This is a genomic window from Arthrobacter sp. MOO21 (assembly GCF_057369995.2).
Map to the genome: position 1 here is coordinate 3,171,884 of NZ_CM170671.2, position 23,727 is coordinate 3,195,610.

The following is a 23,727-nucleotide window of genomic DNA, read 5'->3' on the forward strand; positions in this document are numbered from 1 at the left end:
CCAATTAGACTCGACAGGAACTAAGCTTTACCGCCACTCGTGGCAAAGATGACGGACGTGACCAGCGGTTTCACCGGTACCGGACGTCGCCCGCACGCACGCTTCGAATATTCTGACGACCAGCTATGAGGTACCCAGTTTGTCCCGTCCCGCCAGCACCACGTCCACAGGCAGACCCCCTTCCCGGCGCGGCGCGCTGACCCCCACCCTTATCGTTGTTGCCCTGGTGGTTGTGGGCTTCATCTTCTTCGCCAATGTCTGGACCGACGTCCTCTGGTACCGGCAGTTGGGCTTCATCGAGGTGTTCCTCACCGAAAACCTGGCGAAGATCGCCACCTTCGCGGCGGGCTTCGCGATCATGTTCGCGGCCGTGTTCTTCGCGATCCGCATCGCCTACAACTCCCGGCCCGTCTACGCGCCGGACTCGGAGATCCGGGACAACCTCAACCGCTACCAGGCGCAGCTTGAGCCGGTCCGCCGTGTGGTCATGGTCGGCCTTCCGATCCTCTTTGGCCTGTTCGCCGGCAGCGCCGCCGCGAGCCAGTGGCAGAAGGTGCTGCTCTTCTTCAACCAGGTGGGCTTCAACCAGACGGACCCGCAGTTCAACCTGGACATCAGCTTCTACCTGATGACGCTGCCGTTCCTGGGCTTTGTGACCGGTTTCCTGATCAGCGTGGTGGTCATCGCGGGCATCGCCGGCATCCTGACCCACTACCTGTACGGCAGCATCCGCCTGATGGAGCGCGGCGTGTTCACCAGCCGTGCCGCCCAGATCCATATCGCCGTTACCGGCGCTGCGTTCCTGGTGCTCCTGGGCGTGAACTTCTGGCTGGACCGCTACTCGTCGGTGCAAAGCAACGGTGGCCGATGGGCAGGTGCCCTCTACACGGACGTCAATGCCGTCATTCCCACCAAGGCCATCCTCGCCGTGGCCGCCGTGCTCGTCGCGGTCCTGTTCATCGTTGCTGCGGTGATCGGCCGCTGGCGCCTGCCGGTCATCGGCACGGCCATGCTGATCATCACGTCCATCCTGGCCGGCGGCGTCTACCCCTGGGTGATCCAGCAGTTCCAGGTCCGTCCGTCGGAAGAAACGCTGGAGAAGGAGTTCATCCAACGCAACATCGACAACACCCGCAGGGCCTACGGCCTGGACGGCATCCAGGAAACCCGTTACGAAGCCACGAATACCGCCAACACGGGCGCCCTCGCTCCCGATGCGCAGACGACGGCCAACATCCGGCTCCTCGACCCGAACCTGATCTCCGACGCGTTCGCGCAGCTGGAACAGTACCGCCCGTACTACCAGTTCCCTGAGGCCCTGAACGTTGACCGCTACGAAGTGGACGGGAAGATCCAGGACACCGTGATTGCGGTGCGTGAACTGAACCCGGCCAACGTTGCCAGCAACCAGCAGGGCTGGCTCAACCAGCACGTGGTGTACACGCACGGTTACGGTGTCGTGGCCGCCAAGGGCAACAAGTTCACAGTGGACGGCAAGCCTGACTTCCTCCAGTCCGGCATCCCCTCCACGGGTGTGCTGGGCAACGACTCCACGTACGAGCCCAGAATCTATTTCGGCGAATCCTCCCCGGAATACTCCATCGTCGGCGCCCCGGAAGGCGCAACGCCGCGCGAACAGGACCGGCCGACGGGCCGTGAAGGCGGCGAAACCCAGTACACGTTCCAGGGCAACGGCGGGCCGAACGTCGGTTCCTTCTTCAATAAAGTCCTCTACGCCATCAAGTTCCAGTCTTCGGACCTGCTGCTTTCGGACGGCGTGAACCCCGAGTCGCAGATCCTGTACGACCGCAGCCCCCGCGAACGCGTCCAGAAGGTTGCGCCCTACCTCACGGTCGACGGGAATGCCTACCCGGCCGTGGTGGACGGACGGGTGAAATGGATCGTGGACGGCTACACCACCAGCCAGTACTACCCGTACTCGCAGCAGAAGCAGTTGTCGGAGGCCACCGCCGACACCCAGACCACGACGGGCAGGGCCGTGGCGCTGCCCAACAGCACCGTGAACTACATCCGCAACTCGGTCAAGGCCACGGTGGATGCCTACGACGGGTCCGTCACCCTCTACGCCTGGGATGACACGGATCCCGTGCTGAAGGCGTGGCAAAAGGTCTTCCCGGCCTCTGTGAAGCCGTACACGGAAATGTCCGGCGCCGTGATGAGCCACGTCCGGTACCCGGAGGACCTGTTCAAGGTCCAGCGCGAACTGCTGGGCCAGTACCACGTGACCGATCCGCGCAGCTTCTACAAGAACAATGACGCGTGGAGCGTGCCTGCCGACCCCACGGTGAATTCCAACACGGACGTCAAGCAGCCGCCGTTCTACATGTCGCTGCAGATGCCGGACCAGGAGAAGCCTGCGTTCCAGCTGACGTCCTCCTTCATCCCGCAGATTGTGAACGGAAACGCCCGCAACGTCCTCTACGGCTTCCTCGCCGCCGACTCCGACGCGGGGAACCAGGCCGGGGTGAAGGCCGAGGGCTACGGCAAGCTGCGGCTGCTGCAGATCCCGCCGGAAACCCAGGTGCCCGGCCCCGGGCAGGCGCAAAACAAGTTCAACTCCGATCCCACTGTTTCCCAGGCCCTTAACCTGTTGCGACAGGGTGCCTCGGACGTGCTGAACGGCAACCTGCTCACCCTGCCCGTGGGCGGTGGCATCCTCTACGTCCAGCCCGTGTACCTGAAGTCCACCGGTGAGACCTCGTACCCCACCCTCCAGCGTGTGCTGGTGGCTTTCGGTGACAAGGTGGGCTTCGCGCCGACGCTCGATGCCGCGCTGAAGCAGCTCTTCGGCGGTGACTCGGGTGCCGCGGCCGGCGACTCGGCCAACAACGGCCAGACTCCGGCAGGCCCCGCCGCGCCCGCAACGCCCGCTGCAGCGGACGCCAAGGCGCAGCTGAAGGCGGCCCTCGATGAGGCCAACTCCGCCATCCAGGCCGGCCAGTCGGCGCTGGCGGCCGGTGACTTCGCAGCGTACGGCGAAGCACAGAAGAGGATCGCCGCAGCCCTGCAGAAAGCCATGGACGCTGAGGCCAAGATCCCGGTGACCGCTCCGGAGGCCACCCCTGTACCGTCGGCATCTCCATCGCCGTCGCCGTCCGCAGGCAAGTAGCACCGTCAGGCAGTTCGACGGCGGCAGCCCGGTGTCCGCGCCCAGGGGGAGCGGATGCCGGGCTGGCGTAACGGACGTCACGCCGCCAGGATTTGGCCCCAGGTTCACCTGCCGGTAAAGTAGTTCTTGCGACGCGGGGTGGAGCAGTTCGGTAGCTCGCTGGGCTCATAACCCAGAGGTCACAGGTTCAAATCCTGTCCCCGCAACTGGAGAAAGGCCCGGACACTGGAAACAGTGTCCGGGCCTTTTGCTTTGCCATTTTGCTCCCCGGGGGGATCCCCGGGGACGCTGCTGATCCCACCCGGGGACCGGGGCGGCGGTGGACGCGCCGGCCGCAAAAGTAGGGTAGTGTTGTTCGAGCGACGCGGGGTGGAGCAGTTCGGTAGCTCGCTGGGCTCATAACCCAGAGGTCACAGGTTCAAATCCTGTCCCCGCAACTTATGAAGGCCCCGCCCGGCGATTACGCCGGGCGGGGCCTTCTTTTTCCTTGGATGCCTGCAGTTCCTAGTATTCTCTTTCGCAGGGCCTCACAATCTGTGGGCGGCCCGCAGTCATTCCTGAGAGGTATGTTGTTCCATGGCCACATCCACGAAGAAGCCCGGCACCGCGACGGGGAAGCGGAACCGGCTTTACTGGGCGGTTCCCGCCGTCCTCGTGGGGCTCGTCCTGGTGGTGCTGATCGCCAGGCTGCTCGTGGGGCTTCCCGCCGTCGCCTCCTTCCTCGCCACCTACCCGGGCCAGTCCGAACTGCCGGACAATGCTCCGGTCGGGTTCCCTGCGTGGCTGGCCTGGCAGCATTTCCTCAATGCGTTCTTCCTGCTCCTGATCATCCGCACCGGCTGGCAGGTGCGCACCACCACCAAACCGAGCGGCCACTGGACCCGGAACAACAAGGGCCTCATCCGCACGAAGAACGCGCCCACCAAGATCACCTTGGAGCTGTGGTTCCACCTCACCCTGGACGCCCTCTGGGTATTGAACGGGCTGGTTTTCGCGGTCCTGCTGTTCGCCACCGGGCAATGGACCCGCATCGTCCCGACCAGCTGGGACATCTTTCCCAATGCGCTGTCGGCCGCGCTCCAGTACGCGTCGCTGGACTGGCCCACTGAAGACGGCTGGATCAACTACAACGCGCTGCAGCTCCTGACGTACTGCGCCACCGTCTTCATTGCCGCGCCGCTGGCGTTCATCACGGGCCTCAGGATGTCCTCCGCATGGCCGAAGAAGGCCCAGGGCCTGAACAAGGCGTACCCCATCGAATGGGCCCGCGCCGTACACTTCCCGGTGATGGTCTACTTTGTGGCCTTCATCGTGGTCCACGTCTTCCTCGTCCTGGCCACGGGTGCGCTGCGCAACCTGAACCACATGTACGGGGTCCGCGACGACGACACCTGGTTCGGCTTCTGGGTGTTCCTGGCGTCCGTCGTGGTGATGGCAGCCGCCTGGTTCCTCGCCCGGCCGATCTTCCTGCGGCCCATTGCCTCGCTCATGGGCAAGGTCAGCCGCTGACCTGCCCCGTCAGTCGTCCTTGAGCTTCTGGTAGGCCGCCAGGGCCCGTTCCCGTGATTCCGGCAGCTCCACCAACGGTTTCGGGTAGCCATCCGTCTCCGCCGTCCAGGGTTCGTGTATGGTCCTGCCTTCGACACCAGCGAGTTCGGGGATGAACTGGCGCAGGTAGCGGCCATCGGGGTCGAACTTCCTGCTCTGCGTCACCGGGTTGAAGATGCGGTAGTACGGCGAGGCATCTGCACCCGACCCCGCCACCCACTGCCAGTTGGCCGGGTTGTTGGCGGCGTCGGCGTCCACCAGGGTGTCCCAGAACCATTCCTCGCCGACGCGCCAGTCCGTCAGCAGGTTCTTGACCAGGAAGGACGCAGCCGCCATGCGCACCCGGTTGTGCATCCACCCGGTCTCCCAGAGTTGCCGCATGCCGGCGTCCACCAGGGGGTAGCCGGTCTTCCCTTGTTGCCAGGACTCCAGCTCCTGTTGGTTCGGGGAGGCCCACTGGAACTTGTCGAACGCCGGCCGGAAGTTCCGGGTGGCAAGGTCCGGGTTGTGGTACAGCAGGTGCCAGTTGAACTCCCGCCAGCCCAGCTCCGAACGGAAGATTCCGACGTCGGAGGGGACCTTGCGGGGGTGGCGTCGCCGGATCTCGCGCCATACGCGGAAGGGGCTGACCTCGCCGAAGCGCAAATGGGGTGAGAGCCGGCTGGTTCCTTCGACACCCGGGATGTTCCGGCCGGTGCCGTATTCCTCGATGGGGCCGTCCAGGAAGTCCGTGAGCCGGTGCGCCGCACCTTGTTCACCTGGTTCCCACGTGTCCGCCAAGCCGCCGCTCCAGTCGGGCGAGGTCGGCAGCAGCTTCCAGCCGCCCAGTGCGTCGCTGGCCGGGAGGCCCCGTCCGGAGGCGGCAGGTTCCGGCAGCACCTCCGGGGCGTCCAGGGGATCGCGGACGTCATGCGACGCGAGGCAGGCCCGCCAAAAGGGGGAGTAGACCTTGTAGTACCCGCCGGCGCCGGTGCGGACCGTCCAGGGTTCGAACAGGAGGTTGGCCTGGAAGCTGGAGGCTTCGATCCCGTTCTCTCCGGCCCAGTCCTTGAGGCCGGCATCGATGGTCCGCTCCGGAAGGCCGTACCTGCGGTTCCAAAAAAGGTTTCCGGCGTTGGTCTGGGCGGCAAGTTTCCGGATGACATCGCCCGCGGGTCCCCGGCGAAGCACCAGGCGCGAGCCCCTGGCCGCCAACCCGGCGGCAAGAGCATCCAGGGAATGGTGCAGCCACCAGCGGGCAGCCGCGCCCAGCGGCCGCACCCCTTCGGACTCCTCGTCCAGGATGTAGACCACGGTGGTGGGATTGCCCAGCCGGGCCGCCTCTGCCAAGGCCGGGTTGTCGTCCAGCCGCAGATCATCGCGCAGCCAGACCAGGGATGTTCCATCGGGAGAAGCAGCCATGCCACCACGGTACACAGTGGGACGGTACACAGCGGGACGGTACCGAGCAGGGACATGGCTAAGGGCCGGGACGTTGGTCCCGGCCCTTGGCCATGTGTCAAGGAAGCGTCTCCCGCGGATCAGAGCTTGTCGAAGTCGGCCTCGTCCACGGTGGAGCCGGCTGCTGCCGGGCTGCCCGCACCGAGAGCCGGCTTGGCGCCGCCGGACTTCAGGGCGGCCAGGCGGGCTTCGATCTCCGTCTGCTCACCCAGGTCCTCCAGCTGGTTGAACTGTGCGTCGAGGCTGGACGCGGCAAGTTCCTGCTGTCCGCGGACCTTTGCCTCTTCGCGGCGGATCTTCTCCTCGAAGCGGCCCACCTCGCTGGTGGGGTCCATGATGTCGATGCTCTTGATGGCGTCGTGGACCTGGGACTGCGCAGCGGCCGTCTTGGACCGGGCCACCAGTTCGTTGCGCTTGCTGGTCAGCTGGTTGAGCTTGTTCTTCATCTGCTCAAGGCCGGTCTTCAGCTTGTCCACCACTTCGCGCTGGGAAGCGATGCTCGGTTCCGCGCCCTTGGCTTCGTTCTCGGCAGCGATCTGCCGCTGCAGGGCCACCTTGGCAAGGTTGTCGAACTTCTCGGCGTCGGCAACATCGCCGGCGGACCGGAACTCATCGGCCTTGCGGGACGCTGCCAGGGCCTTGTTTCCCCAGTCCCGGGCGTTCTTGACGTCTTCGTTGTAGTCGTCTTCGAGCATCCGAAGATTGCCGATGGTCTGCGCGACGGCGGACTCTGCCTCAGCGATGTTGTTGGTGTAGTCGCGGACCATCTGGTCCAGCATCTTCTGCGGATCCTCGGCGTTGTCCAGCAAGGTGTTGATGTTCGCCTTCGCCAGCTGCGCGATCCGGCCGAAAATGGACTGCTTAACCATGGTGTTTGCCTTTCGTCCTGCTCTGTGTTGACCACTGGGAACCGGTGCACAGTGGTGTACTGCCTATAATCGTCCAGACTATTCCTGGCCGACCTGCCTTTCGCTGGTCAGAAGTCTCCTCCGCCGCCAGAGTCGCCGCCCCAGCCGCCTCCATCGCCGCCGAAGCCGCCGCCGTCGCCGCCCCAGCCGCCGCCACCTCCGCCGTCGCCCCAGCCACCTCCGCCGCCCCAGCCGCCGTGGCCGCCATTGAGGATGGAGTTGATCAGGATGCCGCCGAGTATGGCGCCGCCCAGGCCCCCGCCTCCGCCGCCGCCAAACATGCCGCCACGGCCGTAACCCTGGTTGGCATAGCCACCGAAGTGGTCCACGTCGGCCTGGGCCAGCTGGGCAGCCTGTGCAGCCAGCGCGTGGGCCTGCCGTGCGTAGGTGAGGGCCGTGACGGGATCGGTGCGTGCAATCGACAGGGCGTAGTCGAGGTTCCGCTGCGATTCAGCCAGCCGGGTCCTGGCCTCGGTGCCCACCCCGCCGCGCCGGGCGGTGATGTAGTCGGAGGTGGCACTGATCTGGGCCTGGGCGGACATGATGGTCTGCTGCAGGGAAGCCTGTGCACGCCGGGCCTGCTCCTGCTGGTCGCGGATGCCGGTGAGCGCCTGGTCCAGCGTCTGGTGGGCGCCTTCCACCCGCTGGAGGGTGGCTATGGGGTCGATCTTTCCGCCCTGGATTTCGGTTTTGACCTGCGCGAGTGCCGCCTCCACGGCTGCCACCGGCCCGGCCAATTCGGCGTGGGCGCCGGACTGGATCATGGCCTTTGCCTGGGCCAGGTCCTGCGAGGTGTCCACCACGGCCCCCTCGAGGCTGTTGCGGGCCTCGTCGAGGTTGCCGGCAACCTTCGAGATGGCATCGAGCAGGACGTTGGTCTGGTGCAGGCTCTCTTCGGCAGCACGGACAGCTACCGCAGCCATGCTTCCTTCGCCCTCGCCGAGCTTCTGCTGCGCCGTGGCGGAGGCGTTCTGTACAAAGGCCAGGCGTTCCTTGGCCTGCACGATGTTGTCCGCCACCTGAGCGAGGGCACTGTCGGCGTACTTTGACCGCATCGCCGTCAGGGACTGTTCCGCGCTGGCAATTTTCCCATCCGCCTGCTGGGCGCCGTCGTTGACGGCGTCGAGGGCCTGCGGGGCGTTCTTCTCCAGCTCGCGCAGGGAGTCGAAGTCCGCCTTCTGCTCCTGAAGCGAGGCAAGGGCGGCTTCGGAACGCCGGATGATCTCGCCCAGCCAGGTGCGCTGCTGCTCCTCGGTGTCCGGGATGTGGTCGTCAAGCTGCTGCTGCAGCTTGAAGGATTCACTCATGTGCGCCTTGGCGTCCTCGAGCGCCTTCGTGAAATTGCCGACGGCGGAGTCGCCGTACTGTGCCTGGGCGAAGCCAAGTTCCTGCTCGCTTGACTTGATGGCGTCATCGGCCTCAATCAGCAGCGAGCCGCTCTTGCGCCGCAGCTCCTCGACGCTGAGGGAGGCCAACGGGTCCAGCTCGGCACCCTGGGGGCCGTAGCTGCCGCTGGATGCCTGTCCGGCGGCAGCCTTCTTCCGCCGGTTGCGGTAATAGAGGTAGGCGCCGCCGCCAGCGACGACAACCCCGGCACCGACGAGCACCGCTGCTCCTGCCCCGTCCCCGGAAGGCAGCTTGCCACTGCCACCACTTGCGGCGTCACCAATGGCCGACGCGGCATCTATGGCCGCCTGTGCATAATCACCATTTGCCAGCTGCGGTGCGATGGCAGTGCTCTTGATGTTGTCCAACTGGGCGGTGGTGATCTTGCTTCCACCCTTGTTGAGAATGTATTGCCGTGTCTCAGTGGCGATGGCAAAGATCAGCGCATTGGGTCCGAGGTTTGCCTTCTGCGCCACTTCGTCGCTCCAGGCTTCCCGGTCTGTCGGATTCTCGAACTTCTTGACGGTGACGACGTGCAAAACCGTGGCGTGGTCGCTGCCCAGCTTTTTGATCGCGGCTTCGACGTCAGCCTTCTTGTTTCCCAGGACGCCGGCGGAATCAACGATCTTCGTGACGGGGTCCAGCGTGACGGGGTCTTCGGCCCATGCCGCGCCGGCGGGTACCGCCAGCAATCCGGCAAGGCCGATCACGGCGAGGATACGTTTGAACTTTGACCGCATGTGCAACCCTTCAGCACGCCTGACACCGATTCGGGACGAATCAGTCGTCGAATCCAGCAGCGCCCCCACGCTTGGTGTGAAGCCGCAGGTCGCTGTGGCAATTCATCTTGATTCTATGGTGCACCCCACACCCAGTCCATGCGGGCAAATATGCCGCCAGCGAAACGCGGACCGGCACCGCGCCAGGCGCGGCAGGTACGTTCAGGAAGCTCTCAGCAAACATCCGAACTTGTTCCAGCGGGGCAGTCCATAGTTAATGGCAGACAAGGATGAAAGGAAGTCCCATGACTGAGAATCACACCCCGGGCCCGGTCCCCGAGGGCGACCGCCCGGGCAACCGGAATCCCTGGCCGCAGCACGACCAGGAGCAGTCCGGGGACTACCGGGGGTCGACTCAGCATGCGGACGCAGACGCCCCCACCGGCCTCGGCACTGCCAGCCCTGCGGGCCATAACCCCACCGAACGGCTGGACCAGCCGGGAACCGGGGCCGGCAACACCCAGGAGATCCCCGCCGGCCCCCGCCCCGTGTACCCGCAGCGCCAGCCGTTCTACGGCCAGCAGGCTTCCTACGGCCAGGGCCGGCAGCAGGACGGGCAGCCCGCGGACGGTGCCCCAGCGAATGGTCCGCACATGTATGGCCCGCAAAATTACGGCACCCAGCCCGGTCACGGAGCGCAGCATGGCAGCGTTGGCCTGGCCCACAACCCGAAGGATGCGCCGCGCCGGAAGGCGACGTTCGGCGTCGGTACCCTGGTGGCCAGCATCCTCGCCGCTGGCCTTGTCGGCGGGGGAGTGGCCACGGTCGGTTCCGGGGAACTGTTCGGAAACGCCGGTTCCAGCACGTCCACCATCGGTGGCAGCAGCCAGCCGGGCACCGTCATCGTCAACAACAAGGATGACGTCAACGCCATCACTGCGGCGGCCGTGAAGGCATCACCGAGTGTCGTCACCATCAGCGCGACGAGCGGCGGCTCGGGGGGTACGGGATCGGGCATCGTCCTGGACGACCAGGGCCACATCCTGACCAATACACACGTGGTAACCCTTGATGGCCAGACTGCCAACGCGAGCCTCGAAATCCGGACCAGCGACGGCAAGGTCCTGGCTGCCAAGCTGGTGGGCACGGATCCGCTTTCGGACCTCGCCGTCATCAAGGTGGACAACGCTTCCGGGCTTACTCCTGCCAGCTTGGGCGACTCCTCCAAGCTCAACGTCGGCGACACCGCGATCGCCATCGGTTCCCCGCTTGGACTCACTGGCACCGTGACGGACGGCATCGTCTCCACCCTGAACCGCACCATCAGCGTGGCTTCCTCGGCCGCGCCCAAGGGCGGCGACGATACCCAGGGCGGCGACCAGGGCTTCCAGTTCGCGCCTCCGGGCGGCGGCCAGAGCCAGCAGAGCAGCAGCGAGGGGTCCATCTCGATCAATGTCATCCAGACCGACGCCGCCATCAACCCTGGCAACTCCGGTGGCGCGCTGGTCAACAGCAAGGGCGAGATCATCGGCGTCAACGTGGCCATTGCTTCGGCCGGATCCAACACCACGTCGTCGCAGAGCGGCAACATCGGCGTTGGCTTCAGCATCCCCATCAACCATGCCAAGCGCGTGGCGCAGGAGCTCATTGACAACGGCAAGGTCTCGCATGGCCAGCTCGGTGTCAGCGTGAAGCCCAAGACGTCCTCCGGCGCTGCATCCGAATTCTCGGTCGGAGCCGATGTTGCCTCGGTGGACGCCAGCTCGGCGGCCGGCAAGGCAGGCATCAAGGTCGGCGATGTCATCACCAAGTTCAACGACCTCACCATCGGCGAGCCGAACGAGCTGACGGCAGCCGTCCGGGAACAGGCTGCAGGAGCCACGGTGAAGATCACCGTGCTGCGCAACGGCAAGGAGCAGACGTTCGACGTCACCCTCGGCGCAGCTGCCAGCTGACCGGGCAGGCGTCTGCCGCCGAAAGGCGGCCCACGTCCCGGCCCATATGACGACGGCGGCGTCCCACCCTGGCGGGGACGCCGCCGTCGTCATGCCCGCATGGTTGGGCGCCTGACACAGGCGTTAACGGAAGAGGGCGCAGGCGTGCGCCGATATGGTTAGCTAGGGTTTACCCGTTTGCCGGGCATTCAAGAGGCCATGACCCACCCGGCTGGCTGTCCACAAGCATGGAAGGCTGCTGTAAATACAGTGGAAGAGACATTGAAGATCGTAGTCCTGGTCAAACATGTACCGGACGCCCAATTCGACCGCCACCTCAACGGCGAGGGTTTCACCACCGACCGTGACGAGAGCATTCTGTCCGAGCTTGACGAGTACGCGCTGGAAGCCGCACTGCAGTTGGCGGAAGCGCGCGGCGGCAGCAAGGCCGGCAACCAGGTCATCGCCTTGAGCATGGGGCCGGCCGGGGCTGTCAACGCCATCAAGAAGTCGCTCCAGATCGGTGCCACCGAGGGTGTGCACCTGACGGACGACGCCCTCGCGGGCTCGGACGCCGCCGCCACCTCCCTTGCCCTCGCGGCCGCCGTGCGGCACCTGGGCGACGTGGACCTGGTCATCACCGGCATGGCGTCGACCGACGGCGAGACTTCCCTGGTGCCGGCGCAGCTGGCAGAGCGGCTCGGCCTGCCCCAGGTCACGTTTGCCTCCTCGCTGGAGGTCGACGGCGGCCGGCTGACCGCAAGGCGCGACGCCGACACATCCTCCGAAACGGTGGAGGCAACCCTGCCCGCCGTCGTGTCCGTTACCGACCAGATCAATGAACCGCGGTACCCCAACTTCAAGGGCATCATTGCCGCCAAGCGCAAGAGCATCACCACGCTGTCCCTGGCCGACATCGGCGTGGACCCCGCACAGGTGGGCTTTTCCGGCTCCTGGACCACCGTGACCAACGCCGAGCAGCGGCCGCCGCGGACTGCCGGCACCATCATCACCGACGAAGGCGACGCCGGCATCAAGCTGGTTGACTTCCTGGCCGCCCAGAAGCTGCTCTAAGAGGGAACCCCGACATGGCAAAAGTACTTGTATTCATTGACAACCCCGGCGCATCGCTGAAGAAGAGCAGCCTGGAGCTGCTGACCCTGGCGCGTTCCCTGGGGGAGAGCGCGGTGGCGCTCAACGGAGAACTTTCCGACGGCGTCGCGGCCGCTTTCGGCGAGTACGGCGTGGGCACTGTCATCCGTCCCTCCACCGATGACCTGGACGACTTCCTGGTGGCTCCCAAGGCCGCCTACCTGGCCGCCGCCGCTGAAGCCGCCGGCGCGGGCATCGTCCTGCTGGACAATTCGCCCGAGGGCAAGGAGATCGCGGCGCGCCTGGGCATCCGCCTGAACGCCGGCGTCATCACGGACGTCGTTGCGGTGGACGCGGACGGCACTGCGCACAAGTCGGTCCTGGCCGGCTCCTACAACACCGCCTGCAAGGCAACCACACCGGTCTCGGTGCTGACCCTGAAGGCCAACAACGTAACTCCGGAGCCAGCCGCTGCTCCCGCCACCCCGGAAGCCCTGACCGTGGAGGTTCCCGCCGGAAGCAGCACCGCGGCTGCCCGCATCACCGCGCGGGAGCAGAAGGTTGCCACCGGGCGGCCGGACCTGACGGACGCCCGCATCGTGGTGGCCGGCGGACGCGGCATGGACGGTGACTTCGGTCCCGTGGAAGAGCTCGCCGATGCCCTGGGTGCTGCCGTGGGCGCCTCCCGTGCAGCCACCGATGCCGGCTGGATCAGCCATGACGCGCAGGTTGGCCAGACCGGCAAGACCGTGTCCCCGCAGCTCTACATCTCGGCCGGTATCTCCGGTGCCATCCAGCAGAAGGCCGGCATGCAGACGTCCAAGGTTATCGTGGCCATCAACAAGGATGCCGAGTCGCCCGTCTTCGAAATCGCGGACTTCGGCATCGTGGGCGACGTCTTCGATGTCCTGCCGCAGGCCGCCGCGGAGATCAAGAAGCGAAAAGGCTGAATCTTTGACTGCCTCCACCACAAAGGCACAGGGCCCGTTCAACCCGGACACGCACCGGGTTGGGCGGGTGCTCTGTTTTGCGGCCCACCCGGACGACATCGACTTCGGAGCCGCGGGCACCATCGCCGCCTGGACGGCGGCCGGCGTCGAGGTGAGCTACTGCATCATGACCGATGGCGACGCCGGGGGCTTCGACCCCGCCCACCGGCCGGACATCATCGCGATGCGCGACGCTGAGCAGCGCCGCGCCGCCGAGCTCGTGGGTGTCTCCGACATCCACTACCTCCACCAGCGCGACGGTTACCTCGAACCCTCGCACGAGGTGATGAAAGGGGTGGTGCGGCTGATCCGCCAGATCCGCCCCGACGTCGTCCTTTCCATGCACCCGGAACGGAACTGGGACCGGATCCAGAAAAGCCATCCCGACCACCTCGCGGTGGGGGAAGCCGTGACCCGCGCCGTGTACCCGGCCGTGGAGAACCCTTTCGCCTACCCTGAACTGGCCGACGCCGGGCTGGCCGCTTACAAGCTCCCCTGGCTGTGGCTGTATGCGGGGCCGGAGGAACGCGAAAACCACTTCGTGGATGTCACTGACCATGTCGAGGCGAAGCTGGAAGCCATCCACGTGCACGTCAGCCAGCACCCGGATGTGGAGGCGATGGAGGCCACCGTGCGGCGCGGCATGCAGGCCAACGCCGCCCGGGCAGGACTGCCCGAAGGCCGCAGCGCCGAAGCCTTCAATGTGGTGGCAATCAACGGACCGGGCACCATCGCGGGTTTCTAAGGCAGTGAACAAGCCCCCCGTTCCTTGGAAGGAACGGGGGGGCTTGTGGTTTAGCTGACTGGTTAGGCGCCGAGAGGGGCCGCGGCGACCGTGGGCAGTGTTGGGGCCGAGGACCCGCCGACCGGCTCCACGGTGATTCCCAAGGCTGCGGCGGAGTGGATCCCCTGCACCACGGCCGGCTTCGAGAGTGCCTTTTCGTCCATCAGCCCCTGGGAGACGGGAGCGGACCCGTCCTTGGGGATGAGCCACATCTGGTAGACCTTCCCCGACGGCGGCGCGGGGACTCCGCTCATCTTCACCACCGCAGCGTCATGCGACGACGAAATCAGGAGGGTGGCCTTGCCCCCGCCCGCGACGTTGACCGAAGCTTCCCGCACGTCGGTGGCCCGGACCACCTGGTTCACGGGGTCGTTCTGATCCGCCAGGTAGGCGCCGACGCCTACGCCGCCGATCGCTATGGCTGCCGCGGCGGCCACCCCGGCGAGCCAGCGGCGCGTCCCGGCAGGCCGGCGTCGTTCTGCCCGGCGCTGGCGCGCTTTGGCGAGGTCGTCCGTGGCTCCATGCAGCCCGGCCACCGGCGGGACGGACGCGGCGGGTGCCGGAGTGCTCCCGCCCGGCCCGTGGTCCTGCGCAGGAAGGCTGGCCGGCAGTTGCGCCGGCAATTGCGCCAGGATCCGGTCAAACAGGTCCGACGGCGGCTCCTCCTCGGCGCGGAAGGTGCGGGCAAGTGTTTCACGGGCCTGGCGGACCCGCTCGAGGAAGGCTTGGCGCTCAGCGTCGGGGGCGCCCGCCAAGTAGGCGTCGATGGCGCCGCGCTCTTCCCCGGTGACGGCGTCGAGGGCATAGAGTTCGGCGAGGTCGACGAAGCGGCCGGAGGCGAGGTCCATGGCAACGGTGTCGCCAAAGGAACCCGGCCGGCCCTTGCGTTCGTGCTCCATTCCGTTCATCTCAACTCACCCCCAGACAGGTCTTCAATCGGATCAGTCCATCGCGGATGCGGGACTTGATGGTGGGAACGGCGGCGTTCAGCCGCTCTGCGACCTCCCGGTAGGTGAGGCCGCCATAGTAGGCGAGGCGTACGGACTCCTGTTGTGTTTCGGTCAGTGTTTCCAGGCAGCGGACCACAGCTTCGGCCTCGAGCCGGCTGCCAACTTCCTCGGAAACAGTGTCATGGTCAACGTCCTGCGTGCTGGCCCCGTACTTCGCCTCCCTGTCAGTGGAAGACTGCGACGACCTGACCTTGTCCACGGCGCGCCGGTGGGAGATGGTCATCAGCCACGAAAGGGCGCTCCCGGACTGGGAATCGAACTTCGCCGCGTTTTGCCACACCTGGAGGAAGACCTCCTGGGTGGTGTCTTCGCTGAGTTCGGGGTCAATCAGGACGCGCCGCGCCATGCCGAAAACGCGGCGCGAAGTGAGCTGGTAGAACTCGGCAAACGCTGCCTGGTCCCCCCTGGCAATCCGTTCCAGCAGGGCCGACAGCCGTTGGCCCGGGTCAACCGGCGGTTCGGTCACCGCTGCGGCGGACTCGGCATTCGGCGCATTGGGAGTTTCCATTACTCCCAAGCATAAGTCCCCCCGGGGTGGTTTATTGGCAGTTCCGGACAGGTGGCGGTACCCGGTGCCGGGACCGCCTTCAAGTAATGTCACCTGCCCGCTCCTCGGTCCCGTCGAATGCTTCCAGCAGTCATTCGGCGCAGGGGGGCGCGGGGATGGGTCGTGTTTGAAAAATTCCTGGTGCTACAGCCGGGCGCCGGCGAAGCCCTGCTGACGCCATGCCTCATAAACGGCAATCGAGGCCGCATTGGCAAGGTTCAGCGAGCGTAGTGCCGGCAGCATCGGCAGCCGCACGGTTGCCGTGACATGGGAATCGACCTTCAGCTCCTCTGGCAGGCCGACAGATTCCCGGCCAAACATCAGTACGTCACCGGGCTGGTAGGCAACGTCCGTATAGCTTGTCGTTCCATCCGATGTGAAGGCATAGACGCGCTCGGGCTTCAGGTGGGCCCAGGCGTCCTCGATGGACTTGTGCACGGTGACCACGGCGAGGTCGTGGTAGTCAAGACCGGCCCGGCGCAGCTTGGCATCGGAGAAGTCGAACCCGAGGGGTTCCACGAGGTGCAGTTCGGCGCCGGTGATGGCGGCAAGGCGGATCGCGTTGCCGGTGTTGCCGGGGATTTCGGGAGCATGGAACAGGATGCGGAACACCTCCCTATCCTAGCCACCGCCTCAGTGCATGCCGCGCAGCAGCCTTGCAAGGACCGGGACGTTGACTGTGTTGGGTGCCGGCCCGGAGGCCAGGAATTCCTTCAGTCCGCGCACCAGACCTGCAGCGTTTACGATCCGGACGCTCTCAAGCGCGCCGGCCGGCCGCCGGTGGTGGTCGATCACGGGTTCATGGAGGTTGCCGTCCGGGCTGAGCACCACGGTCCATCCGGTGACATTGAGTTCCGGGAAGATGTCCTGCATGGCGCGCACCACCGCACCCAGCTGTGGGGGCGCCACCGCCCGGCCACCATGGTTGAGGGTCCGGCCGTCCCAGGCATAGGCGCCCTTGGGCAGGAGCATCGAGTTAATCAGGGCCAGCCGGTACCCGGACAGCACTGCATGGTCGATGTGGCTGTTGTCAGCGGGGGACTGGAGGCCGTTGATGAGACGGGCGGCAGGGATGGCCGGCAGGACCTGCCGCGCCAGCAGCTGGACAGTGCGCATCTCACGCTGGATGCGGGCTTCTGCGCCGAAGATTCCCCGTTTGCGGGGCATCCCGTGAACCTGCTGGCGGGCCTGGGCGAAGGGGATCAGGGGAACGCCGGTGGGATGGGCTTCGTCGTATGGCGGGATGTAGACGGCCGGGTCCCCCGCAGTGTTCCTTGCGTTGCCGGGCCGGTGGACCGTGGCGGAGGCACGGCTTCCGGCGGCAGGGGCATCGAAATGGGGTCCGGTGCCGGATGAAGCGCCGCCTGCGGTACCGGCAGCATAGGAACGGTCGTAAGCTTTCCGGCGTTGGGGGTCGATCAGCGTCTCGTAGGCGGCGGTCACACGGCGGAAGGCGGCGGCGTCGCCCCCGTGGTCAGGATGTGCCTTCCTGGCAGCACGCCGGTACGCCACCTTGATCTCCTTTTCCGTGGCCGTGACTGCCACGCGCAGGACCTGGTAGTGGGAGCTGCTGCTCTCGGTCAAGCAATCTTCCTTATCCTTGTGCGCACCCGAAAGGGGAATCGGAGTGCCCGCCCAGTCTAGCCAGCACAGTCCGCCGGCCTGCTGGGACAACGTCTGTCCAGGGCCTGCGGGTTCCCGGCGGGGCCGGAGTCTAGACTCGTGATGGCGCGGCTGGAGAACGGCCGGGGGAAAGCAGCGGAATGGAGAAGGACATGCCGACGACGGCGGGGCAGGCCGGCAGCGGATGGCGCAGGGGAGTGCCGCTCATGACAGCGGGCCTTGCGGCGGTGCTGATGGGCGGTTGCAGCGTGGACGTCCGGGACCCCTCCGTGTCCCCCGCTCCGGCAAGCACGCCCGCATTGTCTACCCCCACCATCACGCCGGGGCATGACGCAGCGGCCGTCGCCGCGCAGGACCTGCCGTTTTCAGCCGGCGGCGTGCTGGCTCCGGGGGTGCCCGTAGGAATCTCGGACGAGTTGAAGCGTGCGCCGGGGTGGAAACCGGTCAAGGAGAACGTGGCCGGCCTTAGCCAGTACCTGAAGTCGGACGGCTGCCTTGTGGCTGCCCGCGCCAGCACAGGCCAGGCTCCGTTGGTGCGCGGGGATGACAGGGAATCCACCGTCGCCCTGTACCAATACCTCGACGCCACTATCCAGCCCACGTACCTGAAGACTGCCACGCTGCACTGGGGCGGGACCGCGGAAGAACCCGGCCGGAACGTGGAAGTCCTCGCCCTGGAGCAAACGGCACCTGGCGGAAGGTCAACCGCCGTCCTTGCGCGGGTCTTCGGCACCGCCGGGTCGTCGGTCTATATTTCGGTGTCCTGTCCGGATGCCGCCTCGTTGCGTGCGGCCCGGGACGACGTCAACCGCTTCCTGCCGGTACTGCCGCCGTCGGGCTGACTGGCCTCCGGCCTCCAAGGCAGGAACCGCCGGTGCCGGAGGGCTCAGCCGGCCGGCGGTTGCTGGACTTGGGTTTTGGATTGTTGGACGGGCGCTCCTGGCCCTCAGGCCCTGGCCGTCCCGGGACGGATCGAGAGCCGGTTGAGGGCAAGGGCGCCCACCAGCAGTCCGAAGTCGCGCAGTGCCACATCGTAGAAGCTTCCCAGCAGCAGGAGGTTGACGATGATGCCTGCGAGCCACGCCGCCACCAGCAGCGAGCCGAACTTCGGCCGGACTGCCACGGCGATGCCGGCGATGATCTCCACCACGCCGACGACGTACATGAACACCTGGGGTGCCAGCGGGACGATGGCCGTGGCCTGCGGCGCCAGGTACACCGTCCAGTCCGTAAGGATGTTCGTGAACTTGTCCAACCCGAACAGGATTGGCGCAACGGTAAAGACAGTGCGCAGCAGCAGGAACGCCTGCCGTGCCGGTTCGGCCGTGGGCACGTGGTGGGCGCGGACTGCGGATGCTGTTTTCATTGCTGGCTCCTTCTAAAAGTAGGTATGCCAATTTTAGAGACGCCCAAGGTCTATAATCAAGAGATCTTGACTTTGGATTGGAGGGCCATGAACCGACGACCATGGGCGGACAGGATTGCAGCAGTTGCCTCCCTGACAGATGACAAGCGGCTGCAGCTGTTCGAGGTGGTGGCAGCCTCGCCCCAACCCGTGGGCCGTGACGAGGTGGCGGAGGCGGTGGACCTTCCCAGGAGTACCGTGTCATTCCACCTGGACCGACTGGTCCAGGACGGGCTCCTGACGGTCGAGTTCCGCAAGCCGCCGGGCAGGGTAGGTCCCGGATCCGGGCGGCCCGCCAAAATGTACCGGCCGGTGGGGGGAGAAGTCGGGGCATCCGTTCCGGACCGGAATTACGATCTGGCCGGCGAGCTTATGGCGGACGCGATCGAAACCTCGCTTTCCGGCGGAGAGCCCGTGGCCGGCGCCCTCCAGTCGGCGTCGTACCGAAGAGGCCGGGAGATGGCCGAGGCGGCGGAGTCCCTGGAGGATTTCCTGGTGCAGGCAGGCTACCGGCCCCTGCCCGACGGGGATGGCGGCTTCCTGCTTCCCAACTGCCCCTTCCACCGGCTCTCGCAGCAGCACCCGGCGGTGGTGTGCGGCATGAACGGCGCGTTCCTCCGCGGCGCTGCGGCAGGTTGCGGCACTCCCGAAGACCGCGTGGCAGGTGATGACGAGGCGGGCCACTGCTGCGCCAGGATCACCGGCCCGGGCCGAACGGCCTAGAATTACAAGGTGCCTGTCTATCTCGACCACGCTGCCACCACCCCGCTCTCCCCGGAAGCGCTGGCCGCCCTGACGCGTGAACTGGCCCGCACCGGCAATCCTTCCTCGCTGCACGCCTCCGGCCGCCGCGCCCGCCGGGCGGTGGAAGACGCGCGGGAGGCTCTTGCCGCCGCTGCCGGCGCCCACCCCTCCGAGGTGATCTTCACGTCCGGCGGAACCGAATCGGACAACCTTGCGGTGAAGGGCCTCTACTGGTCCCGGGTGGCAGAGGACCCTGCGCGGCGCCGCATCCTCTGCTCCGCCGTCGAACACCATGCCGTGCTGGACACCGTGGAATGGCTGGAACGGCATGAGGGAGCTGAAGTGACCTGGCTGCCCGTGGACGGCGACGGCGTGCTGGACCTCGATGCCCTCGACGCTGAACTCTCCCGCGAACCCGGGACCGTGGCGCTGGTCACCGTCATGTGGGCCAACAACGAGGTGGGGTCCATCCAGCCCGTGCGGCGGATCGTTGAACTGGCACATGCCGCCGGCGTGCCTGTCCACTCCGACGCCGTCCAGGCGTTCGGCTCGGTCCCCGTGGACTTCAAGGGCTCCGGCCTCGACGCCATGTCCGTCTCGGGGCACAAGATCGGCGGGCCGGTGGGTGTGGGCGCCCTCCTGCTGGGCCGCTCGGTCAAGCTCACGCCGGTGCAGCACGGCGGCGGCCAGGAGCGCGACGTGCGCTCCGGCACGCTGGACACCGCGTCCATCGCGGCCTTTGCTGCCGCGGCGGAGACCGTGACGGCCGCACTTCCCGCTGAAGCGGCGCGGATCGCCGCCTTGCGTGACAGGCTGATCGACGGCATCAGCGGGGACATCCCCGAGGCGGTCCTGCGGGGCGCGGTCGGCGACGGGCGGCTCCCCGGCAACGCGCACTTCACGTTCCCCGGCTGCGAGGGGGACTCGCTACTGTTCCTGCTGGACTTGGCAGGCATCGAATCGTCAACCGGGTCTGCTTGCACCGCCGGCGTCCCCCGGCCCTCCCATGTACTGCTGGCCATGGGCTTGGATGAGGAAACAGCACGCGGAGCCCAGCGGTTCAGCCTGGGGCACTCGTCCACCGAGGCCGACGTCGACGCCTTGCTTGCAGCGCTGCCCGGGGCTTATGCCCGGGCACGCCAGGCAGGCATGGCAGGGCACGAGTCCTCGATCCAGACCGCGGGTACCGTTGCGCGCCAGGGGTTGCGCGGCTCCTGACCCTCACTGCACGCTGCTTCACTGCCCGATTTGCCTGCAGCCGTAGAATGGATAGGCGAAGATCGTTTCCGCCGCCGGCGTTCCAGCACACGGCCCCGGAAAGCAAGCATCCCCCAACAGAAAGCCAGCATGCGAGTACTTGCAGCCATGAGCGGCGGAGTGGACTCCGCCGTCGCCGCCGCCCGGGCAGTGGAGGCCGGCCATGACGTCGTCGGCGTCCACCTGGCGCTCTCCAGGATGCCCGGCACACTGCGCACCGGAAGCCGCGGTTGCTGCACCATCGAGGACTCCCGCGACGCCTGGCGGGCCTGCGATGTCCTGGGTATCCCGTACTACGTCTGGGATTTCTCCGAGCGCTTCAAAGAGGACGTAGTCCAGGACTTCATCGATGAATACGCGGCCGGCCGAACGCCGAACCCGTGCATGCGCTGCAACGAGCGGATCAAGTTCGCCGCCCTGCTGGAGAAAGCCATTGCACTCGGGTTCGACGCCGTCTGCACCGGCCACTACGCCAAGGTGGTTGAAGACGCCGACGGCAACCGGGAACTGCACCGTGCGGCGGACTGGGCCAAGGACCAGAGCTACGTCCTCGGTGTGCTGACCCACGAGCAGTTGAAGCACTCGATGTTCCCGCTGGCCGACACCCCCTCCAAAGCCGAAGTGCGGGCGGAGGCGGAGAGGCGGGGACTGTCCGTGGCGAACAAGCCGGACAGCCACGACATCTGCTTCATTCCCGACGGCGACACGGCAGGCTGGCTCGCCGAAAAGATCGACATGACAACCGGCGACATTGTCGACGAGACGGGCGCCAAGGTGGGCGAACACCCCGGCGCCAACGCCTTCACGGTGGGCCAGCGGCGCGGCCTCAAGCTGGGCACCCCGGCAGCCGACGGCAAGCCGCGGTTCGTCCTGGAAATCCGCCCCAAGGAAAACAAGGTGGTGGTGGGCCCCGAGGCGCTCCTGGCCATCGATGAGATCCGGGGCATCAAGGTCTCCTGGGCCGGCCTGCCCATCGCTGAGGTGGAAACGGGTGCGGAGTTCGACTGCTACGCCCAGGTCCGCGCCCACGGCGACCCTGTTCCTGCCACGGCCCGGATGGAGGCGCCCGCGCACGGTCCGGCCTCCGGCCAGCTCGTGGTCCGGCTGGAAGCCCCGCTGCGGGGAGTGGCACCGGGCCAGACCGTGGTCCTGTACCAGGGCACCCGGGTCCTCGGCCAGGCAACCATCGACGCCGCACGCTCGCTGCAGCGCGCCGAACTGTAGGGCATGAAACCACCAGCGCCGCCCCGGATGCAACCGGGGCGGCGCTTTGCCGTGCATGCTTCCGCGTACGAAGGCGGGGCGGAGACGGACCTGGAATAAATTTTGTGTTTCAACTCACAGAATAGGCCGTCCTGAGGGCTGACTCTCTGATTGAATCTACGCATCAGCACTGCGCGCAGACAGCCGGGCGAACGCGCCCGCACGCCGGCGCGCGCGTATTCATCGAACAGAAGGCTCACAGATGATCAAGAGCACAACACCCCTGCACCGCGCCATCGCGCTCGCAGGAATATCCGCCCTCGCCCTGACAGCCTGCACCGGGCCCTCGGGCGGCGGCGGAACGTCCACCGGCAGTGCCGGCGGCGGTGCCATCACCTTTGGAACGACGGACAAGGTCGTGACCCTCGACCCCGCCGGATCCTACGACGCAGGCTCCTTCCTGGTAATGAACCAGGTCTACCCCTTCCTGATGAACTCCAAGCCGGGCTCGGCCGAGGCAAGCCCGGACATCGCCGAGTCCGCCTCCTTCACTGCTCCCACTGAGTTCACGGTGAAGCTCAAGCCCAACCTGAAGTTTGCCAACGGCCACGCGCTGACCGCCTCGGACGTGAAGTTCTCCTACGACCGCGTCATGAAGATCAACGACCCCAACGGCCCCGCATCCCTGCTCTCCAACCTGACGTCGGTTGAAGCCAAGGACGACACCACTGTGGTGTTCACCCTCAAGGCAGCCAATGACCAGGTGTTCCCGAGCGTGCTCGGCACCAACACAGGCCCGATCGTTGACGAGGAAGTCTTCCCGGCCGACAAGGTGATGAGCGATGAGGACATCGTCGCCGGAAAGCCGTTCGCCGGCCCCTACACCATCGATTCCTACAAGAAGAACGAACTCGTCAGCCTCAAGTCCAACCCGGACTACAACGGCCTGCTGGGCAAGCCCGCCAACGACAGCGCCGTCATCAAGTACTACGCCGACTCCAACAACCTGAAGCTTGACGTCCAGGGCGGCAACATCGACGTTGCCGGCCGGAGCCTCACGGCCACGGACGCCGCGGACCTTGCCAAAGACTCGAAGGTCAAGGTCTACAAGGGCCCGGGCGGTGAGCTGCGGTACATCGTCTTCAACTTCGACACCATGCCGTTCGGGGCCAAGACCCCGGAGGCGGACCCGGCCAAGGCCCTTGCCGTCCGCCAGGCCATGGCCGACATCGTGGACCGGCAGGCCATCTCCGACCAGGTCTACAAGGGAACCTACGTCCCGGCCTACTCCGTGGTCGCCGACGGACTCCCGGGGGCCACGCAGCCGATGAAGGAAATGTACGGCGACGGCACCGGCAAGCCCAGCCTTGACAAGGCGAAGAAAGTCCTCAGCGACGCCGGGGTCAGCGGGCCCGTCAACGTGAAACTGCAGTACAACCCGGACCACTACGGCAAGTCCTCCGGTGACGAATACGCCATGATCAAGGAACAGCTGGAGAAGTCCGGGCTGTTCACCGTGGACCTGCAGTCCACCGAATGGGTGACGTACTCCAAGGCACGCACCGCAGACGCCTACCCCGTCTACCAGCTGGGCTGGTTCCCGGACTACTCTGACGCGGACAACTACCTCACACCCTTCTTCATCCCGGGCAACTTCCTCAAGAACCACTATGAGAACCCCGCCGTGACGGAACTGGTCCAGAAGCAGCTGACCACCCCGGACAAGACTGAGCGCGAGAAACTGCTTGGCGAGGTACAGTCCGCCGTCGCCAAGGACCTTTCCACGCTGCCGCTGCTCCAAGGCGCGCAGCTGCTGGTTGCCGGATCGGGCGTCAAGGGCGTCGAGAAGACCCTTGATCCGTCGTTCAAGACCCGGCTCGGCGTCCTGTCCAAGTAAGCAGCCACCCCCCATCGGGCTCTGACCGGCCGGAGGCGGGACGCCGTGGAGGCGTCCCGCCTTTTGCCGGTCATTGGCCAGCAACGAGGGGACTGCTGGCTCCCGGTCACC

At 66.4% G+C, this 23,727-nt stretch carries 19 protein-coding genes and 2 tRNA genes; 13 read left to right on the forward strand and 8 right to left on the reverse strand.

The features are described from left to right. Positions 1–139 precede the first annotated feature (139 nt). The 4 genes from AC2JAJ_RS14775 (at position 140) to AC2JAJ_RS14790 (ending at position 4,639) form a co-directional block, all read left to right on the forward strand. On the forward strand, positions 140–3,130 hold the full coding sequence (locus AC2JAJ_RS14775) for a UPF0182 family membrane protein (RefSeq protein ID WP_486415341.1): 2,991 nt from the start codon (positions 140–142) through the stop codon (positions 3,128–3,130). A gap of 132 nt (positions 3,131–3,262) precedes the next feature. After that, a tRNA-Met gene (locus tag AC2JAJ_RS14780) sits at positions 3,263–3,336 on the forward strand. 157 nt (positions 3,337–3,493) lie between these two features. Further along, positions 3,494–3,567: transfer RNA gene (locus tag AC2JAJ_RS14785), tRNA-Met, on the forward strand. Positions 3,568–3,706: 139 nt separating this feature from the next. Beyond that, positions 3,707–4,639 (forward strand): cytochrome b/b6 domain-containing protein, encoded by a 933-nt coding sequence (locus tag AC2JAJ_RS14790; protein ID WP_486415340.1) that lies wholly within the window; start codon positions 3,707–3,709, stop codon positions 4,637–4,639. A gap of 9 nt (positions 4,640–4,648) precedes the next feature. On the opposite strand, the gene AC2JAJ_RS14795 is transcribed toward AC2JAJ_RS14790, so the two are convergent. From AC2JAJ_RS14795 to AC2JAJ_RS14805, 3 genes are all read right to left on the reverse strand, one after another. Next, complete coding sequence (locus tag AC2JAJ_RS14795) at positions 4,649–6,079, reverse strand: cryptochrome/photolyase family protein (protein WP_486415339.1); 1,431 nt, start codon at positions 6,077–6,079, stop codon at positions 4,649–4,651. 119 nt (positions 6,080–6,198) lie between these two features. Beyond that, positions 6,199–6,987 (reverse strand): PspA/IM30 family protein, encoded by a 789-nt coding sequence (locus AC2JAJ_RS14800; RefSeq protein ID WP_221386649.1) that lies wholly within the window; start codon positions 6,985–6,987, stop codon positions 6,199–6,201. 107 nt (positions 6,988–7,094) lie between these two features. Next, complete coding sequence (locus tag AC2JAJ_RS14805; RefSeq protein WP_486415338.1) at positions 7,095–9,152, reverse strand: TPM domain-containing protein; 2,058 nt, start codon at positions 9,150–9,152, stop codon at positions 7,095–7,097. Positions 9,153–9,436: 284 nt separating this feature from the next. On the opposite strand from AC2JAJ_RS14805, the gene AC2JAJ_RS14810 reads away from it, so the two are divergent. The 4 genes from AC2JAJ_RS14810 (at position 9,437) to AC2JAJ_RS14825 (ending at position 13,891) form a co-directional block, all read left to right on the forward strand. Continuing rightward, the gene (locus AC2JAJ_RS14810; RefSeq protein ID WP_486415337.1) at positions 9,437–11,086 is read left to right on the forward strand and encodes a S1C family serine protease; all 1,650 of its coding nucleotides are present in this window, start codon (positions 9,437–9,439) and stop codon (positions 11,084–11,086) included. A gap of 261 nt (positions 11,087–11,347) precedes the next feature. Then, on the forward strand, positions 11,348–12,139 hold the full coding sequence (locus AC2JAJ_RS14815; protein WP_260323629.1) for an electron transfer flavoprotein subunit beta/FixA family protein: 792 nt from the start codon (positions 11,348–11,350) through the stop codon (positions 12,137–12,139). Between the two features lie 14 nt (positions 12,140–12,153). Continuing rightward, positions 12,154–13,107: an electron transfer flavoprotein subunit alpha/FixB family protein gene (locus AC2JAJ_RS14820; RefSeq protein ID WP_486415336.1), complete on the forward strand. Its 954-nt coding sequence runs from the start codon at positions 12,154–12,156 to the stop codon at positions 13,105–13,107. 4 nt (positions 13,108–13,111) lie between these two features. Further along, a complete protein-coding gene (locus AC2JAJ_RS14825; RefSeq protein WP_486415335.1) occupies positions 13,112–13,891 on the forward strand; it encodes a PIG-L deacetylase family protein in 780 nt (259 codons plus the stop codon). Positions 13,892–13,953: 62 nt separating this feature from the next. Here AC2JAJ_RS14825 and AC2JAJ_RS14830 read toward each other — a convergent pair whose 3' ends face one another. The 4 genes from AC2JAJ_RS14830 to AC2JAJ_RS14845 all read right to left on the reverse strand — a co-directional run bounded on the left by AC2JAJ_RS14830 (position 13,954) and on the right by AC2JAJ_RS14845 (position 17,071). After that, the gene (locus AC2JAJ_RS14830) at positions 13,954–14,829 is read right to left on the reverse strand and encodes an anti-sigma factor (RefSeq protein WP_486416798.1); all 876 of its coding nucleotides are present in this window, start codon (positions 14,827–14,829) and stop codon (positions 13,954–13,956) included. Positions 14,830–14,839: 10 nt separating this feature from the next. Continuing rightward, the gene (gene sigK, locus AC2JAJ_RS14835; protein WP_473696839.1) at positions 14,840–15,448 is read right to left on the reverse strand and encodes an ECF RNA polymerase sigma factor SigK; all 609 of its coding nucleotides are present in this window, start codon (positions 15,446–15,448) and stop codon (positions 14,840–14,842) included. A gap of 183 nt (positions 15,449–15,631) precedes the next feature. Continuing rightward, positions 15,632–16,099 carry a tRNA (cytidine(34)-2'-O)-methyltransferase gene (locus AC2JAJ_RS14840; RefSeq protein ID WP_221386656.1) on the reverse strand — a complete coding sequence of 156 codons (468 nt, stop codon included), beginning with the start codon at positions 16,097–16,099 and terminating at the stop codon, positions 15,632–15,634. A 21-nt stretch (positions 16,100–16,120) separates the two neighbouring features. Continuing rightward, the gene (locus tag AC2JAJ_RS14845; protein WP_221386657.1) at positions 16,121–17,071 is read right to left on the reverse strand and encodes a J domain-containing protein; all 951 of its coding nucleotides are present in this window, start codon (positions 17,069–17,071) and stop codon (positions 16,121–16,123) included. 179 nt (positions 17,072–17,250) lie between these two features. Between AC2JAJ_RS14845 and AC2JAJ_RS14850 the strand changes: the two genes are divergently transcribed. Continuing rightward, complete coding sequence (locus AC2JAJ_RS14850) at positions 17,251–17,952, forward strand: hypothetical protein (RefSeq protein WP_501053175.1); 702 nt, start codon at positions 17,251–17,253, stop codon at positions 17,950–17,952. 104 nt (positions 17,953–18,056) lie between these two features. On the opposite strand, the gene AC2JAJ_RS14855 is transcribed toward AC2JAJ_RS14850, so the two are convergent. Then, positions 18,057–18,476: a hypothetical protein gene (locus AC2JAJ_RS14855; RefSeq protein ID WP_486415334.1), complete on the reverse strand. Its 420-nt coding sequence runs from the start codon at positions 18,474–18,476 to the stop codon at positions 18,057–18,059. Between the two features lie 87 nt (positions 18,477–18,563). Between AC2JAJ_RS14855 and AC2JAJ_RS14860 the strand changes: the two genes are divergently transcribed. From AC2JAJ_RS14860 to AC2JAJ_RS14875, 4 genes are all read left to right on the forward strand, one after another. Next, positions 18,564–19,238, forward strand: coding sequence for a helix-turn-helix transcriptional regulator (locus AC2JAJ_RS14860; protein ID WP_486415333.1), 675 nt, complete (start codon positions 18,564–18,566; stop codon positions 19,236–19,238). A gap of 9 nt (positions 19,239–19,247) precedes the next feature. Beyond that, complete coding sequence (locus tag AC2JAJ_RS14865; protein WP_486415332.1) at positions 19,248–20,477, forward strand: cysteine desulfurase family protein; 1,230 nt, start codon at positions 19,248–19,250, stop codon at positions 20,475–20,477. Positions 20,478–20,606: 129 nt separating this feature from the next. Next, positions 20,607–21,740, forward strand: coding sequence for a tRNA 2-thiouridine(34) synthase MnmA (gene mnmA, locus AC2JAJ_RS14870; RefSeq protein ID WP_486415331.1), 1,134 nt, complete (start codon positions 20,607–20,609; stop codon positions 21,738–21,740). Between the two features lie 241 nt (positions 21,741–21,981). Then, a complete protein-coding gene (locus AC2JAJ_RS14875; protein ID WP_221386662.1) occupies positions 21,982–23,616 on the forward strand; it encodes an ABC transporter substrate-binding protein in 1,635 nt (544 codons plus the stop codon). The last annotated feature ends 111 nt before the right edge of the window (positions 23,617–23,727 follow it).

Coding starts and splice junctions, on each gene's coding strand:
- AC2JAJ_RS14805 (WP_486415338.1), bottom strand. CDS start 9,152: ATGCGGTCAAAGTTCAAACGTATCCTCGCCGTGATCGGCCTTGCCGGA.
- AC2JAJ_RS14830 (WP_486416798.1), bottom strand. CDS start 14,829: ATGGAGCACGAACGCAAGGGCCGGCCGGGTTCCTTTGGCGACACCGTT.
- AC2JAJ_RS14860 (WP_486415333.1), top strand. CDS start 18,564: ATGAACCGACGACCATGGGCGGACAGGATTGCAGCAGTTGCCTCCCTG.
- AC2JAJ_RS14820 (WP_486415336.1), top strand. CDS start 12,154: ATGGCAAAAGTACTTGTATTCATTGACAACCCCGGCGCATCGCTGAAG.
- AC2JAJ_RS14810 (WP_486415337.1), top strand. CDS start 9,437: ATGACTGAGAATCACACCCCGGGCCCGGTCCCCGAGGGCGACCGCCCG.
- mnmA (WP_486415331.1), top strand. CDS start 20,607: ATGCGAGTACTTGCAGCCATGAGCGGCGGAGTGGACTCCGCCGTCGCC.
- AC2JAJ_RS14850 (WP_501053175.1), top strand. CDS start 17,251: ATGGAGAAGGACATGCCGACGACGGCGGGGCAGGCCGGCAGCGGATGG.
- AC2JAJ_RS14875 (WP_221386662.1), top strand. CDS start 21,982: ATGATCAAGAGCACAACACCCCTGCACCGCGCCATCGCGCTCGCAGGA.
- AC2JAJ_RS14855 (WP_486415334.1), bottom strand. CDS start 18,476: ATGAAAACAGCATCCGCAGTCCGCGCCCACCACGTGCCCACGGCCGAA.
- AC2JAJ_RS14795 (WP_486415339.1), bottom strand. CDS start 6,079: ATGGCTGCTTCTCCCGATGGAACATCCCTGGTCTGGCTGCGCGATGAT.
- AC2JAJ_RS14800 (WP_221386649.1), bottom strand. CDS start 6,987: ATGGTTAAGCAGTCCATTTTCGGCCGGATCGCGCAGCTGGCGAAGGCG.
- AC2JAJ_RS14790 (WP_486415340.1), top strand. CDS start 3,707: ATGGCCACATCCACGAAGAAGCCCGGCACCGCGACGGGGAAGCGGAAC.
- sigK (WP_473696839.1), bottom strand. CDS start 15,448: ATGGAAACTCCCAATGCGCCGAATGCCGAGTCCGCCGCAGCGGTGACC.